Genomic DNA, 15,623 nt, shown 5'->3' on the forward strand with positions numbered 1-15,623 from the left:
GAAAGAAACCCTAGAGAGAGAAAACCCCTCAAAGAAGGGACCCCCGGGAAGAAGGGAGGGCGGGGAAGAAGAACCCCCGAACACCCCCCCCCCCCCCCCCGTGCTTCCGTCACGCCGTGTCAGGCTCGGCGCCGGGGCTCGGCCTCAGGCCAGGGAGACCAGCTCGGCGTAGTCCGCGGACCAGAGGTCCTCGTCACCGTCGGGCAGGAGCAGGACGCGCTCGGGGTTGAGCGCCTCGACCGCGCCGTCGTCGTGGGTGACCATGACGACCGCGCCCTCGTAGGTGTCGAGGGCGCCGAGGATCTCCGCGCGCGACGCGGGGTCCAGGTTGTTGGTGGGCTCGTCGAGGAGCAGCACGTTCGCGCTGGAGACGACGAGCGTGGCGAGCGCGAGGCGCGTCTTCTCGCCGCCGGACAGCACGTTCGCCGGCTTCTCCGCGTCGTCCCCGCTGAACAGGAACGAGCCGAGCACCGAGCGCACCTGCGTATCCGTGAGGTCGGGGGCGGAGTGCCGCAGGTTCTCGACCACCGTCGCGTCCATGTCCAGGGTGTCGTGCTCCTGGGCGTAGTAGCCGATCTTCAGGCCGTGGCCCGGCACGACGCGGCCGGTGTCCGGCTGCTCCACGCCGCCGAGGATGCGCAGCAGCGTCGTCTTCCCCGCGCCGTTGAGCCCCAGGATGACCACGCGGGACCCGCGGTCGATCGCGAGGTCGACGCCCGCGAAGACCTCCTGCGAGCCGTAGCTCTTGGACAGCTCCTCGGCCGTGAGGGGCGTGCGCCCGCACGGGGCCGGCTTCGGGAAGCGCAGGTGCGCCACCTTGTCCGCGCGGCGTTCCCCCTCCAGGCCGGACAGCATGCGCTCCGCGCGCTTCATCATGTTCTGGGCGGCCGTGGCCTTGGTGGCCTTGGCGCGCATCTTGTCCGCCTGGGCCAGGAGCACGCCGGCCTTCTTCTCCGCGTTGGCGCGCTCGCGGCGGCGGCGGCGCTCGTCCTGCTCGCGCTGCTCGAGGTAGGCGTCCCAGCCGAGGTTGTACTGGTCCAGCTCGCCCCGGTTGGCGTCCAGGTGGAACACCTTGTTCACGGTGGCGCGCAGCAGGTCGACGTCGTGGCTGATCACGACGAAGCCGCCGCTGTACGTCTTGAGGTAGTCGCGCAGCCAGACGATCGAGTCGGCGTCGAGGTGGTTCGTCGGCTCGTCGAGCAGCAGCGTGTCGACGCCGGAGAACAGGATCCGGGCGAGCTCGATCCGGCGGCGCTGGCCGCCGGAGAGGGTGTGCAGCGGCTGCGCGAGGACGCGGTCGTCGAGGCCGAGGTTGCTGGTGATGCGGTGCGCCTCGGACTCCGCGGCGTAGCCGCCCGCGGCGACGAAGCGCGCCTCGAGCTTCGGGTAGCGCTCGAGCGCGGCCTCCTGCGTGTCCGCGTCCGCCGAGGCCATGAGCCCCTCGGTCTCCCGCATCTGCGTCACGATGTGGTCCAGCCCCCGCGCGCTGAGCACCCGGTCCATCGCCACCACGTCGAGGTCGCCGGTGCGCGGGTCCTGCGGCAGGTAGCCGATGTCGGTGCCTCGCGTGATCTGCCCGGCCGCGGGCAGGCTCTCGCCCGCGAGCGTCTTGGTGAGCGTCGTCTTGCCCGCGCCGTTGCGGCCCACGAGGCCGATGCGGTCGCCCGGGGCGATGCGGAACGTCGCCTCGTGCAGCAGGGTCCGGGCGCCGAAGCGCAGCTCGACGCCGTGGGCGGTGATCAAGGCAGGGGTGTCCTTCAGTCAGTGCGGGGGAGGTCGGTCCAGTCTACGGGGCCGGGCACCGCGCCCACGAGGACTTTGATCACAGACGCCACGTGGCGGGCGCCCCGTGCTCGGGACGCCCGCCACGTGGCGGTCGATGACGCGGAGGACCGCCGACCGTGGTCGACCTCGCTCCGCCGAGCGGCCTACTTGCCGCGGGCCGTCATCTTCTCGTAGTTCGCATCCGGCCCCGACGGCGGGGCGAGCGCGTCCGCCGCGGCCCACTGCGAGGCGGTGGCCCCGACGGTGAAGTCCAGCGTGACGCCGCGGCGCACCTTCGAGATCGGCAGCCACGAGCCCGCGTAGTCGCGGTCGTCCATCCGCAGGGACTGGACGAACGGCGCGGCGTGCGCGTCGTCGGACGTCGTGATGCGCAGCGGCTTGTTGCCGAGCCACATCGTGGTCGCCGGGAACTGCGGCGTCGACAGCGCGACCCCGCCCGCGGTCCCGACCGTCGGGAACATGCCCAGCGCGGCGAAGACGTACCAGCTGGACGTGGCGCCCATGTCGTCGTTGCCCGGCAGGCCGTCACGGCGCGTGGTGAACGCCGTGTCCATGATCTGCTGCACGACGTACTGGGTGGCGGCCGGCTTGCCCGCCCAGTTGTACGCCCAGGGCGCGGCGTGCGCCGGCTCGTTGCCGATGTAGAGGCCCTGCGACTCCTGGCCCCCGTTGAGCTGGCGCAGGGTCGGCTTCGCGGTGAGCGCGTCGTCGACGCTGAAGAGGCGGTTGAGCCGCTCGACGGCGACGTCCTTGCCGCCCGACGCCGCGACGAGGTCCGACCAGGCGTACCCGAACGACCAGAAGTAGTTCGGCTCCGTCGACTCGTGGAACGAGCCGGTCGTCCACGCGCCGGGCTCCCCCGGCGTCGTGGGCGCCTTGCGCGCCTTGATCGTGCCCGTCGAGGTGTCGAAGATGGTCCGCCACCAGCCGGCCCGGTCGGTCAGGGCGTCGAGGTCGGCGTCGGTCAGGGTCACCCGCGGGTCCGCCTTGACGTCCTGGGGCAGGTCGGCGAGGAACGCCGCCGCGGCCCGGTCGCTGTTGTAGCGCTCGATGTTGGCCGACGACGCGTCCGGGTAGTAGCCGTCGCGCAGGTACTGCTCGGCGCCGGACATGCTCGCGTGGTCGTTGCACGTGCTCGTCGGGTCGAAGACCGACTGCTTGACGAGCGCCCCGGCGGTGACGAGGTCGAAGTCGTCGACGCCGAACGCCTTCGCGCCCGCGATCACGGGCAGGGCGTTGTCGCCGGCCATCGGCGTAGAGTCGTCGCTGCCGTCCACCCAGTGCGGGAACGCGCCGCACTGCTGCGCGTCGACCACGAGGGACTGCATCATCTCGGCCGACTCCTTCGGCGCGAGCAGCGCGAGGAGCTGCGCCTGGGAGCGGTAGGTGTCCCACATCGAGAAGCTGGTGTACTGCGTGGAGTAGCTGCCCGTGCTGCCGTCGGGTCGCGTGTAGTCGTAGTCCGCGACGTTGGCGACCGGCCGGTCCTCGACCCCGCCCGTGGCGTCGACGCCGGACGGGTACGGCTTCTGGGCCTCCATGCTGCGGAAGTCGCCGTTCACGTCGGAGTAGACGGTGGGCGAGCCGAACACGCGGTAGAGCGCCGAGTAGAGCTGCACGAGGTCGTCGCGCTGCGCGGCCGACAGGGCGGCCGGGTCTGCCGCGCGGTCGACCTGCACCGTGTTGAGCCGCTCGTTCCAGTCCTGGTCGGCGTCGGCGGCCACGGCGTCGAAGGCGCCGTCCGGGTTCTCGGCGTCGAGGTTGAGGCGCGCGTTCGCGACGCTCACCGAGGAGATGCCCGTGCGCATGGTCAGCGTGCGGTCGGTGTCGGTGAGGTCGTACTGGAAGACGCCCCCACCGTTCGTGACCGTGTTGACGGAGGACCCGTCGGCCTGGGCGCGCAGCGGCTTGTCGAGCTCGCCGTAGAAGTAGACGGGCGCGTTCCACTTGGTGCCGTAGGGCGTGCAGAACGCGGGCGCGACGGTCTTGCCGGAGATCGTGCGGCCGTCGTCCGAGACCTGGAGCGAGACGTTCTCCGGCTTCACCGAGACGGAGCCCCCCTGGTTGGTCCGCGCGTTGGCGCGCAGGTCGAGGGCCAGGAAGCCCTGGTCGGCGTCCGGGAAGGTGAAGCGCGCCATGCCGGTGCGCTGGGTGGCGGTGAACTCGGCGTTCACGCCGGTGTCCAGGCCCACCTCGTAGTAGCCGGGCTTCGCGGTCTCCGTGGCCGTCTTGAAGCCGACGGGGCTCACCTTGTTGCTGCCGTTCACCAGCGGCGTGGCCGCGGTGCGCGGCATCATCGCCACCGCGCCCTGGCCGGGGCAGCCGACGCCGCTGAGGTGCGTCATGCTGAAGAAGTTGATGTTCCCCGAGGTGGCGTTCGCGCCGATGAGGTAGCCGCCCGAGCCGTTGAAGTCCTTGCGCGGCATGTCCGGGCCGAACGTCACGGCGCCGAACGGCACCTGCGCGCCGGCGTTGACGTTGCCCGCGTACCCGCTCGCGGAGTTCACGGCGGTGCCGATCCGCGGGTCCACGAACTGCGTGAGCGCGAGCTGGTCGCGGTGGTGCGGCACCACGGCGCCGGTCCCGGCGGCCGCGGAGATCTGACTGCCGAGACACAGGCCACCCACCACGACGAGGGAGACCACCGTCCTCGGCCAACGTGACACACGCATCGATGCGCTCCCGTCAACACAGGCGGCGACCCTGTTGTCGCCGCGGCCTGCGAGGCTATGTCACCGCTGTCATCGGAGCAAAACGGACCGTCGTGGGGGCCCGCTCGTGGCCGTCGCTCCCACCGCCCGGCGCTAGGGTGTGCGCGTGATCCTCCCCGCCGTGCCGCCGGAACTCGCGCGCGCCTCCGCTCGCCGCCGCCGGGTCCCGTGAGCCGGCCGACCACGGCGGTCCCCCGCGCGACGTCGTCCCTGCTCGCCCTCCTCGTGGTGCTCCTGGGGCTGGGCGCGCGCCTCCTGCTGCCGGACGCCGTCGGCGGGCCGCTCGGCGACGCGCTCTACGCGACCCTCGTCGTGCTGCTCGTGGCACTCCTGCGCCCTCGCACGGCGCCCGTGGTCGCCGCGGCCGTCGGTCTCGCGGTGAGCGCCGCCGTGGAGCTGGCGCAGCTCACCGACGTGCCCGCCCAGATCGTGGCGCGGGTGCCGGAGGCGCGGTTCGTGCTCGGCACCACCTTCGTGGCCTCGGACCTGGCCTGGTACGCCGCCGGCGCCGCGGCGGGAGGCGCGCTGCTGGCCCTCGTCGCGCCGCGCGCCGCCCGGGTCGACCGCGGGCTGCGGCACGTGACCGCGCCGGCCGGGCCGCGCCGCCGGCGTCGCGCGACGGTCGTCGTGCCCGTCGTGATCGTGCTGCTGCTCGGCGCCGCCGGCGGGTGGCTCGCGTGGACCCTGCACGACGAGGCGGGCACCCTCACCGCCCAGGTCACTGCCGCGCAGGCGAGCCTGGACGCCTCCGCGGACCGCGTCGCCGACGACGCCGTCCGCCCCGCCCTGGCGGCGTCGATCGACCGCGCCGAGGCCCTGCTCGCCGCGACGCCGCTGCTCGAGCGCCGCCCCGGAGACGCCCCCGAGGCCGGCCGCGCGCTGGCCCGGGACGTCGCGGCCGTGGACCGGTCGCGTCTGGAGCATGCGCGGGCGCAGGTCGCCGAGGGGCGCGATGCCCTCGCCCCGGTGACCCGCCGCGCGAAGGAGGTGGTCGCCGCCGTCGACGAGCTCGCCGACGACGGGCGCGGTGCGGACAAGAAGGCCAGGTCGGCCGCGGGCGACGCGCTCGCGGCCGCGCGGGACGCGCTGGCGTCGTCGGCCGACGACGCCCTCGACGCGGACGACCTGCCCGCCGTCGAGGCCGCCGCGCAGGCGCTGGGCGCGAGCCGCGACGACCTCGACCGCGCGACGACCGACCTCATGACGGCGCAGGACGCCGTCGTGTGCCCCGAGCCGGACCAGCTGTGGTTCCCGCAGGCCGGCCGGCTCGACGCGAAGAGCCTCGCACCTCTCCCGTGGGCGCCGCAGTACTCGGTCCGCGCCGACGTCCTCGACGGGCTCGTGTCCCTCGACGCCGCCTACCGCGCCGAGTTCGGGCAGCACCTCACCGTGAACTCCGCCTACCGGACCTACGACCAGCAGGTCGCCGTGTACGACCCGGCGCACCCGAACCCGCTGGCCGCGCCGCCCGGCTGCTCCAACCACGGCCTCGGCACCGCGGTCGACGTCGCCATGGGGCCCGAGGGGTTCGACGGCGCCCGCTACGCCTGGCTCAAGGAGCACGCCGCCGAGCACGGGTGGACCCACCCCGACTGGGCGGAGCCGGACGGCCGGCTGCCCGAGCCGTGGCACTGGCAGTCGGTGAAGACGCCGGTCGACTACGACGGCTGACGAGACCCCGGGCGGTCACGCCCCGCGCAGCCGCCGCACGTCCAGCGGCGTCTCCGTGGCGCCGGCGCCGTCCCGCTCCACGCGGAACGCGGGCCGCCCGGGACGCTCCGCGACCGCCTCCACGGCCACGCCGTCCACGAAGCGCACCGCGGCGTACTCGTCCACCGCGTACCCGCCCGGGAGGGCGCCTGACGCCACCCAGCCCAGGTACGCCTCGCGCCGGTCGGCCTCGCCGAGGTAGTGCGGGCAGGCGCTGCCGGGCAGCAGGCCGAGGCCGTCGTCGAGCGGCGCGAGCGGGCCGAACGAGTCCGTCGAGGACGCCTCGAACCAGCAGTTCATGCCGGCGCTGATCCCCGCCAGGACCGTGCCCTGCGCGGCCGCGCGGGCGAGCAGGTCGGGCAGGCCGTGGCGCCGCCAGACGGCGAGCAGGTTCGCGGTCGAGCCCCCGCCGACGTACACGACGTCCTGCTCCAGCAGCACCTGCGGGTCGGTGTACCCCCACGGCTCGTGGCAGAAGAGGGACAGCACCGACGTGGTCGCCCGCCCCGCGAAGGCCTCCTCGAACCGGTGGGAGTACCCGTTGTCGTCGCCGCTCGCGGTCGGCACGAAGCACACCCGCGGCACGTCCTTGCCGGTGAGGTCGAGCAGGTGGTCGTCGATGGCCGAGGAGCCGTCGTCCGACATCGAGAAGCCACCACCGCCGAGAGCGAGCACCGTTCCGATCATGGCGGCACCCTAGGACGGCTCCTGCTCGGGCCGCCCGTCCTTTCCTGCGGTTGTCGCGCCGGCACGCGCCGCGCGACCGGACCTGGGGCGACCTACCGTGTGCTCGTGACCTTCAACGAGGGCGGCCAGTTCGAGGGCGGGCGCGTCCGCAAGGGCTCGGGCGGGCGCCGGGGCGCGGTCGTCGGCGGGGGCGTCGGGGCGATCGTCGTCGCGCTGCTCGCGATCTTCCTCGGCGGCGGCGACCTGGGGCAGCTCACGGGAGCGCTCGGCGGCGCCGTCCAGGACGCGGGCGCCCCCGCCGGCGACGGCCAGCAGCAGTACGTCGAGGCGTGCACCGCGCAGGAGGCCAACTCCGACCGCGAGTGCCGCCTGTCCGCCACGGTGCAGTCGCTGGACGCGTACTGGGGCCGGGTGCTCCCCGAGCAGGCGGGCGTGGCCTACGCGATGCCGCCGGTCGAGGCCTTCTCCGGGTCGACGACGACGGGCTGCGGCGCCGCGTCCAGCGCGACCGGACCGTTCTACTGCCCGCCCGACCGGACCGTCTACGTCGACGTGTCCTTCTTCGACCAGCTCAGCTCCCAGTTCGGTGCCGAGGGCGGGCCGCTCGCGGAGGAGTACGTGGTGGCCCACGAGGTGGGCCACCACGTCGAGCAGCTCACCGGGGCGATGGACGCCGCCGCCCGCGGTGGCAGCGGCCCCGAGTCCGACTCCGTGCGCATCGAGCTCATGGCCGACTGCCTGGCCGGCATGTGGGCCGGGTCCGCGGCCACCGAGGTCGACCCCGACACCGGCGTCACGTTCCTCGACCCGATCTCGCAGGACCAGCTGCGTCAGGCCCTCGACGCGGCCGCCGCCGTCGGCGACGACCACATCCAGCAGCAGGCGACGGGACAGGTCGACCCCGAGGGCTTCACCCACGGCACCTCCGAGCAGCGGGTGCGCTGGTTCACCGTCGGGTACGAGGGCGGCACCCTGCAGGACTGCGGCGCACTGTCGGCGCGCACCCTCTGAGCGCGCCCCGGCTGCAGCGCCGCAGGTCGGACCCTACGATCCGACCATGGGTGAAGCCGCGGACCAGCACACGATCCTCGTGACCGGGGCGGCGGGGCCCGCCGGGCGCACGCTCGGCACGCAGCTCGCGGCCCGGCCCGACGCCGGCCGGCGTCGCGTCGTCGGCGTCGACCTCTCCCCCGGCGACGTCCCCGGCTACGACGTGGTCGAGGCCGTCCCGGCGGCGGCCGACCCCGCCTACGACGCTGCCACCCTCGAGCTGCTGGCCAAGCACCGGCCGCGCCTGCTCGTCCCGACGGTCTCCGACGAGCTGCCGCGGCTCGCGGTGCTGGCCCGGGCCGCCGGGCTCGGCGACGCCGTCGTGCTGTCCGCGCCCGGCCCGACCGCGGTCGCGGGAGACAAGCTCCTCACCATGTGGGCGCTTCACCGCAGCGGCGTCGCCGTGCCCCGGCACGCCCCCGCCGACGAGCTGGCCTCCGCCGCCGAGGCCCTCGCCTGGGACGACGCCCCCGTCGTGGTCAAGCCGCGGGTCGCGCGGGGCGGTCGCGGCGTGCACGTGGTCGAGGACCCCGGCGACCCGGTGTGGGCCGGGCTGGACGCCTCGTGGGTGGTCCAGGCCTACGCCCCCGGCACGGAGTACAGCCCGCAGGTCTACCGCTCCCCCGCCGACGGGCGCTGCGTCGTCGTCGTGCTGGAGAAGACGGGGCGCAAGGAGGGTCGCGTCGGCAACGCGACCACCGTCGAGCGGCTGCCCGACGGCGCCGCTCCCGACGTCGCGGACCTCGCCGCGCGCACCGCCGCGGCGCTCGACCTCGTGGGCCCCCTCGACATGGACGTGCGCCGCCTCGCCGACGGCACCCCGGTGGTCCTCGAGGTCAACGCCCGGTTCGGCGCCGTCTCCGCGGGGGCGCCCGAGCTGCTCGACGCAGTCCTCGACGACTGGCCGGGCCGGTCGTGACGTCCGTCCTCGTCGCCCTCGTCGCGGTCCTCGGGATCTCGCTCCTGGTCGTGGGCGTGGTGCGGCTCGCCTTCGTGCCCGCCGCGCTCGTCTTCGAGGCGCGGCGCCGGCGCGACGACCCGGGCCCGGCCGGGTGCGGCCCGATGTTCCCCGAGGCCCCGTTCGTGAGCATCGTCGTCCCCGCGTACAACGAGGCCGTCGTCATCGAGAACTGCGTGCGCTCGGTGCTGCGCAGCGAGCACCCCGCGTTCGAGGTGGTCTGCGTGGACGACGGGTCGTCCGACGACACCTTCGAGCGCATGCAGCGGCTGGCCGCCGAGCACCCGCAGGTGCGGGCACTGCGCCAGGAGAACGCCGGCAAGGGCGCCGCGCTCAACACCGGCATCGCCGCCGCGCGGGGCGACGTCCTCGTCCTCGTCGACGCCGACGGGCTGTTCCGCCCCGACACCGTCACCCGCCTGCTGCGGGGGTTCCGCGACCCGCGGACCGGAGCCGTCTGCGGCAACGACCGGCCGGTCAACCTCGACCGCGTCCAGACCCGGCTGCTGTCGCTGATCAGCCACGTGGGGACCGGTCTGATGCGCCGGGCGCTGGACGTGCTCGGCTGCCTGCCCGTCGTCTCGGGGAACATCGGGGCCTTCCGGCGCGACGTGCTCGACGCCACCGGCCCGCTGCGCACCGACACGCTCGGCGAGGACCTCGAGCTCACCTGGCGGGTCTACCGGGAGGGCTACCGGGTCACGTTCGCGCCCGACGCCCTCGTGTACGCCGAGTCCCCGTCGACGGTGCCGGCCCTGTGGCGCCAGCGCGTCCGCTGGGCGCGCGGCCTGCTCCAGGTGACCGGCATGCACCGGTCGATGGTCGGCAACCCCCGGTACGGGCCGTTCGGGATCTACCTCCTGTACAACACGGCCGCCCAGATCGTGGCCCCGTTCGTCCAGGTCCTGGCGCTCGTCGTGCTCGTGGTCCTCGTGGTCGTCGACGGTCCGGGCTGGGTCCCGTCGTCGTGGTGGGCCTGGATCCTGCTCCTCGGCCTGCCCCTGTCCCTCGTGCTGCTCCTGCTCGCGGTCGCCCTCGACCGCGCGCTGGGCGACCTGCGCCAACTGTGGACCGTCCCCCTGTGGCCCGTCTACTCCACGATGATGACCTTGGTCGTGCTCGACGCCGCCCGGCTCGAGCTCGGGAACGCGGAGAACCGATGGAACAAGCTCGACCGGACCGGGACGGTCTCGGTGCGCGGGCTCGTCGACGACGATGGCCCTGGGTCCTGACCGTCGTGGTCGCGCTGGCGGCGGCGCTCGCGGCCGCCGTCCTCGTCGCGCGCCCCTGGGAGGACGCTCCGCCGACGATGCGGCCTGAGGTGACCCCGGACGAGGTGCGGTCGGTGAGCGTCGACTTCGGCATCGTCACCGACCCGGGCACGGACTGGGCCGCGGTCGACCGGCACCTCGACGACGTCGGGGCCAACGGCGTCGACCTCAGCGCGGGCCGGGTCGAGTTCACCGCCTTCGACTGGGCGGCCCACCCCGAGGCGGCCGCCGAGCCGGGCACCGACCACCTCGCGCGCGCGGCCCGGGCGCTGCACGAGGACGCCGACGACACGAACCGGCTCGTCGGCCTCGTGGTCGACGCGTACGTCCCGGAATGGATCAAGGCCGACCCGTCGGTGGCCGGGGTGTCCGCCGACGGCCGCCGCTCGCGATACCAGGTGTCCGCCAGCGAGCTGGCCACGGGCGACGTCGGCGACCGGCTCGTGGAGTACGTGGCCGCGCTGGGCGAGCGCTACGCCCCCAGCCAGATCGCGATCACCGAGCTCTTCCTCAACCGGTACTCCTTCGGCGACGACGACCTCGCCCTGTACCGGGAGATGACCGGCGCGGACGACTGGCCGCGCACCGCGGACGGCGAGATCGACGAGGGTTCCCCCGCGCTCGGCACGTGGCGGTCGGAGGTGATCGCCGGGCTCCTCGGCCGGATGCGCGCCGCCCTCGACGAGACGCGCGACGGCGACGGCCGCGACATCGCGCTCGCGATGGACGTCCGCGTCGACTGGGACGACCCGGCAGCGGGGGCGACGTCCAGCGGCCACGACTACCGGATCCTCCTCGGCGCCGCCGACCGGCTCGTGGTGTGGGCGTACGTGGGGCCAGGGGACCGCACGCCCGCCCAGGTCGAGGAGCTCACCGGCGCGCTCGAGGACGCGGGCTACGACATGTCCCGGTTCACGATGTCGGTCGGGCTGTGGGCGGGGGCGGCGGACGCCGACCCCCCGCAGGCCATCTCCCCCGCGGTCATGACGGCGACGCTCGCGGCCGCGTCCACGCACGGGATCACGGACGTCAACGTCACGCCCCTGTCGCACCTGTCCCCGGCCCACTGGGCGGCGCTCGGCGCGGTGTGGGGACCGGCCGCCCGGCCGGGGTCCGTCAGCCCCTCGCCGCCGGGGTGACGTCGGGCAGCGTCACGTCGACCTCCGTGCCGTGCCCGAGCTCGCTGCGGAACGTCATCGTGCCGCCGTGGTCGTGCACGATCTGGTCGACGAGGGACAGGCCGAGGCCCACCCCGCGCACGCGGCGGCGGCGGGTGTCGCGCGAGCGGTAGAACCGCTCGGTGATGTGCTCCAGCTCGTCGGCGGGGATGCCCGACCCCTCGTCCGCGACCTGCAGCCGCGCGAGCCTGCCCCCCTGGGGGCCGGTGCCCGCCGTCACCGTGACGCGCACGCGGCCCCCGCGCTCGCTGTACTTGACGGCGTTGCTCAGCAGGTTGTCCACGACCTGCCCCACGCGGCCGGAGTCCGAGCGCAGCGGCACCCTCGCGTCCCCGTCGACCTCCACGGCGACCCCCGCGGCGTCCGCCGACGGGCGCTCGTTCGCCACGGCCTCGCGCACCACCTGGGCGACGTCGATCTCGTCCGCCGCGAGCGTGTACCTGCCCGACACCATCTGAGCGCTCGTGAGCAGGTCGTCGACGAGGGACCGCAACCGACGGGCGTTGCGGTCGACGACCTCCAGGTAGCCCCGCTGCTCCTCGTCGAGCCTGTCGCCCTCGAGCCGCATCAGGTCGACGTACCCGAAGATCGACGCGAGGGGCGTACGCAGCTCGTGGCTCACGAGGCCGATGAACTCGTCCTGGGTGCGCTCCTCCTCGTACCGCGCCGTGACGTCGGTGACGACGACGAGGTAGCCCTCCGGCAGCTCCGGATCGCGGCCCCCGAGCGCCGGCCGCTCGGTGACCGTCAGCTCCACGCGCCGCCGGGTGCCGTCGGGGAGCACGGTCTCCCAGTCGTCCACCTGGGTCTCTCCCGCGACGGCGCGGCCGAGCACCGCGCGGTTCGCCGCGTGGTCCCACCGCTGCGGCCCGGCGGCCGCCAGCCGCTCGGCGAGCGCCTCGGCGGCGACGAGGCCCGCGACGTCGGTGCCCACGAGCTCACGCTCCGGCCGGCCGAAGATCCGCTCGGCCCCGGGGTTGACCGAGACGATCCGGCCCGCGAAGTCCGTCGCCACGAAGCCCTGCTCCGTCGCGGCCTGCAGGATCCCGCGGAGCGTGTCACGCGAGTCCCGCAGCCGCTGAGCGGTGACGGCCGTCTCGTCCCGGGCGTGCTCGAGCTGCGTCGCCTGGCGTCGGGCGAGACCGACGATCATGTGCGCCCCGACCGCGACGAGGCCGGCGACCAGCAGGTCCACGAGCGCGTGCATCAACGGGTTGACCCGGCCCACCTCGACGAACCCCACCGCGACGGGGGCGAACGCGACCACCGTGGACGCGCCCAGCGCGAGGACCAGCCCCAGGATGCCGGGCTGCAGCGCAAGGTTCACGACCGGCAGGAAGAGCAGGACGTCGAAGCCCGCCAGCGGCAGGCCGGACCCGAGCTCGAGGAGCCCGACGGCCACCATCTGCGCGAGCGGCAGCAGGTACCGCCACCCTCGCGGCCAGCGGTCCCAGCGGCCGAGGCTCGCCACGAGCTGGACGACGGCCCCGATCACCCCGGAGGCGACCAGGAGCGCCGGGACGCTGCTCGGCACGTCGCTGAGCGACAGGGTGGCGAGCACGACGGCGAGCGAGACGGTGAGCGGCAGGTGCCGCAGCCCGACGGCGTCGTCGGCGAACCACCGGTCCCCCACCCGCACGTACAGGTCGCCGAGGCGGTGGGCGAGGGCGCCCGGCATCAGGCGGTCTCCACCTGCTCGACCCCCACGGGGAGCCGTGGTTCCCCCGGAGCCGTCGGGTGGTCCGCGTCCTGGTCGTCCACCGCGGGCAGGACGCGGACCGCCGAGGTCCGCGCGAGCGTCTCGCTCGCCCGGACGGTCTCCAGCGGCTCGACCTCGTCCGCCGGGCTGAACCGCGCCCAGTACCGCGCGGTCGCGCGCACCATGTCGGGGCGCATGTACTCCCGGTGCGCCTGCGACGCGTAGGCGGCGAGCATCCGGAGCTTCGTCTCGAGGAAGCCGTCGACGTCCACGAACCGGTTCGGGGCGAAGGCGACCGTCGCGGACGGGCTCTGGAAGCACAGCAGGCTCGGCACCTGGCGCGCCGCGATCTGCACCGCCTCGTTCACCGCCCGGTGGTCCTGGTGCCGGTCGTGCACGCTGTGCGTGTAGACGCGGTGCGGGGACACGTCCGCCACGACCTCCTCGATCGCCGAGATCGGCCCCTGGGCGGGGTCGAGGAGGGTGTCGGGGAAGTCGAGGTGCACGAGGCGAGCCCCGATCACCGCCGCCGCGGCGAGCGCCTCCTCGTGCCGCGCCGACGCCGGGCCGCCCACCGCGCCGCCCGAGAGCGTCAGGAGCACGACCTCGTCGCCGGCGGCCGCGTGCGCGGCCAGGGTGGCCCCGACACCGATCTCGACGTCGTCCGGGTGCGCGCCGACGGCGAGCACGCGCAGGCGGCTGGCGCGCCGCTCCTCACGGGCGCGCTGCGCGAGCTCGGTCGCGCGCTCCACCACCGTCGACGCCGGCACGGGCTTGACGAGGAAGTCGTCGGCGGCCTCCCGCAGCGCGGTGACGGCGTTCGTGACCGTCGGGAACGCGGTGACGATCATGATCGGCAAGGTCGGGTCGGCCTGCCGCACCTCCGGGATGACCTCGAGCCCCGAGCGCCCCGGCAGCTGGATGTCGCTCACGAGGACGTCGTACGACGCGGAGCGCAGCAGCCGCAGCGCCGTGTCCGCCTCGCCGGCGACGTCCACGTCCATGCCGCCGTAGCGTTCGAGCGCGATGCGGAGGAACTCGGCCGCGTCAGGGTCGTCCTCCAGGACGAGCGCCCGGAATCGGTCGTCGGACAAGGCTCTCCTTCCACTGTCCACCGTCTGGTTCGTACCGTACGCGCGGGTCGTCCGCCGCGCGCGAGGACGGCTCGGCCTGCACGGGCCGGGGGTCAGGTCAGCCGTCCAGCCGCACCCGCGCCACGCGTTCGGCGGACGCGGCGGCCAGGCGCACGCCGAGCTCGTGGGCCGACAGGCTCCCGCGGGCGCCGGTCGCCGGGTCGGTGACGGCGAGCACGCCGGCGGCGGCCTCCCGCGGGCCCAGGACGGCGAGCAGCGCGTCGCGTCGTCCGCGCGCGAGCCGCACCCGGTTCCCCAGCGACCCGTCCGCCTCGAGGCGCACCCGCACCCCGCGGCGGCGCAGCGCCCGGGCGGCCTCGTCGGCGGGCGCCGGGTCGCCGACCGGCAGCAGGCACACCTGCACGGGCGCCAGCCAGACCGGGAGGCGGCCGGCGTGCTGCTCGAGCAGGAAGGCGACCATCCGCTCCATCGAGCCGACGGTGCCGCGGTGGATCATCACGACCCGCTCGCGCGAACCGTCGGGCGCGGTGTAGCCCAGGTCGAACCGCTCGGGCTGGTTGAGGTCGAGCTGGACGGTGGCGAGGGTCTCCTCGTGGCCGCGGGCGTCGCGCACCTGCACGTCCAGCTTGGGTCCGTAGAAGGCCGCCTCCCCCGGGCCGTCCTCCCAGGGGAGGCCGGTGGGCTCGATCGCGGCGCGCAGCATGCCCTCCGCCTCCGCCCACCGCTCGGGCCCGCCCAGCCAGCGGCCGGAGCCGTCGCTGCGCGAGAGGCGCACGTGGTCGAGCGCGAGGCCCAGCACGTCGAGCACGCCGAGGACGGCGTCGAGCGCGGCGCGGACCTCGCCCGGGACCTGGTCCGGGCGGCAGAAGACGTGGGTGTCGTCGAGGTTGATCTGCCGCACGCGCGAGAGCCCGCTGAGCACGCCCGAGCGCTCGGCGCGGAACATCGCGCCGAGCTCGTGGTACCGCACCGGCAGGTCGCGGTGGCTGCGGGGCTCCGCCGCGTACAGCTGGGCGTGGTGCGGGCAGTTGGCGGGCCGCAGCACGAGCGGGTCGTCGCTGCCGTCGTCGAGAGCGGGGAACATGTCGTCGGCGAACTTCGCCCAGTGACCCGAGCGCTCGAAGAGCGACCGCTTGCCCAGCACGGGGGTGCAGACGGGCTCGCAGCCGCCCGCGAGCGCCACGTCCTCGGCGAGCCGCTCCAGCTCGCGGCGCACGACGGCGCCCGCCGGCTGCCACAGGGGCAGCCCCGGACCCACCAGCGGGCTGGTGGTGAAGATCCCCATCGCGCGGGCGAGGTCGCGGTGGTCGAGGACGTCGGGTCCGGCGTCGGGATCGACGACGGGCTGGTCGTGGCTCTGGTCACGGTGGTTCATGGCGGTGCTCCTTCGGGCGAGGTGGCGGAGCCGCCCGGGCACGAGAAAGGCCCCGGAGCGAGCTCCGGGGCCTGGGTGCGTGCGGTGGTGCGTGCAGCGGTCAGT

General features: G+C 74.6%; 11 protein-coding genes. 5 read left to right on the forward strand and 6 right to left on the reverse strand.

Annotated elements, in window-relative coordinates:
• Nucleotides 1-144 precede the first annotated feature (144 nt).
• Complete coding sequence (locus ACWF41_RS08355) at nucleotides 145-1,743, reverse strand: ABC-F family ATP-binding cassette domain-containing protein (protein WP_380327153.1); 1,599 nt, start codon at nucleotides 1,741-1,743, stop codon at nucleotides 145-147.
• Nucleotides 1,744-1,928: 185 nt separating this feature from the next.
• Complete coding sequence (locus ACWF41_RS08360) at nucleotides 1,929-4,457, reverse strand: glycoside hydrolase domain-containing protein (RefSeq protein WP_380316013.1); 2,529 nt, start codon at nucleotides 4,455-4,457, stop codon at nucleotides 1,929-1,931.
• A 207-nt stretch (nucleotides 4,458-4,664) separates the two neighbouring features.
• Here ACWF41_RS08360 and ACWF41_RS08365 point away from each other — a divergent pair, with 207 nt between their 5' ends.
• Complete coding sequence (locus ACWF41_RS08365; RefSeq protein WP_380316016.1) at nucleotides 4,665-6,167, forward strand: DUF2809 domain-containing protein; 1,503 nt, start codon at nucleotides 4,665-4,667, stop codon at nucleotides 6,165-6,167.
• Between the two features lie 15 nt (nucleotides 6,168-6,182).
• Here ACWF41_RS08365 and ACWF41_RS08370 read toward each other — a convergent pair whose 3' ends face one another.
• On the reverse strand, nucleotides 6,183-6,893 hold the full coding sequence (locus ACWF41_RS08370) for a Type 1 glutamine amidotransferase-like domain-containing protein (RefSeq protein WP_380316019.1): 711 nt from the start codon (nucleotides 6,891-6,893) through the stop codon (nucleotides 6,183-6,185).
• 105 nt (nucleotides 6,894-6,998) lie between these two features.
• Here ACWF41_RS08370 and ypfJ point away from each other — a divergent pair, with 105 nt between their 5' ends.
• From ypfJ to ACWF41_RS08390, 4 genes are read left to right on the forward strand one after another with little or no spacing between them, the layout of a single operon-like run.
• Nucleotides 6,999-7,904, forward strand: coding sequence for a KPN_02809 family neutral zinc metallopeptidase (gene ypfJ / locus ACWF41_RS08375; protein WP_380316022.1), 906 nt, complete (start codon nucleotides 6,999-7,001; stop codon nucleotides 7,902-7,904).
• Nucleotides 7,905-7,950: 46 nt separating this feature from the next.
• Nucleotides 7,951-8,862, forward strand: coding sequence for an ATP-grasp domain-containing protein (locus ACWF41_RS08380; protein WP_380316025.1), 912 nt, complete (start codon nucleotides 7,951-7,953; stop codon nucleotides 8,860-8,862).
• Nucleotides 8,859-10,133, forward strand: a complete 1,275-nt coding sequence (locus ACWF41_RS08385; RefSeq protein WP_380316028.1) for a glycosyltransferase — start codon at nucleotides 8,859-8,861, stop codon at nucleotides 10,131-10,133. Before ACWF41_RS08380 ends, ACWF41_RS08385 begins: the two co-directional genes overlap by 4 nt.
• 5 nt (nucleotides 10,134-10,138) lie before the next feature.
• A complete protein-coding gene (locus tag ACWF41_RS08390; RefSeq protein ID WP_380316031.1) occupies nucleotides 10,139-11,311 on the forward strand; it encodes a hypothetical protein in 1,173 nt (390 codons plus the stop codon).
• On the opposite strand, the gene ACWF41_RS08395 is transcribed toward ACWF41_RS08390, so the two are convergent.
• The 3 genes from ACWF41_RS08395 to ACWF41_RS08405 all read right to left on the reverse strand — a co-directional run bounded on the left by ACWF41_RS08395 (nucleotide 11,289) and on the right by ACWF41_RS08405 (nucleotide 15,518).
• Nucleotides 11,289-13,028 (reverse strand): sensor histidine kinase, encoded by a 1,740-nt coding sequence (locus ACWF41_RS08395; protein WP_380316034.1) that lies wholly within the window; start codon nucleotides 13,026-13,028, stop codon nucleotides 11,289-11,291. The two genes, ACWF41_RS08390 and ACWF41_RS08395, sit on opposite strands and share 23 nt — an antisense overlap.
• Nucleotides 13,028-14,143, reverse strand: coding sequence for a PIG-L family deacetylase (locus ACWF41_RS08400; RefSeq protein WP_380316037.1), 1,116 nt, complete (start codon nucleotides 14,141-14,143; stop codon nucleotides 13,028-13,030). Before ACWF41_RS08400 ends, ACWF41_RS08395 begins: the two co-directional genes overlap by 1 nt.
• A gap of 97 nt (nucleotides 14,144-14,240) precedes the next feature.
• The gene (locus tag ACWF41_RS08405) at nucleotides 14,241-15,518 is read right to left on the reverse strand and encodes an aminoacyl--tRNA ligase-related protein (RefSeq protein ID WP_380316040.1); all 1,278 of its coding nucleotides are present in this window, start codon (nucleotides 15,516-15,518) and stop codon (nucleotides 14,241-14,243) included.
• Between the last annotated feature and the right edge of the window lie 105 nt (nucleotides 15,519-15,623).

It is taken from the genome of Isoptericola sp. NPDC055063, from assembly GCF_053608125.1.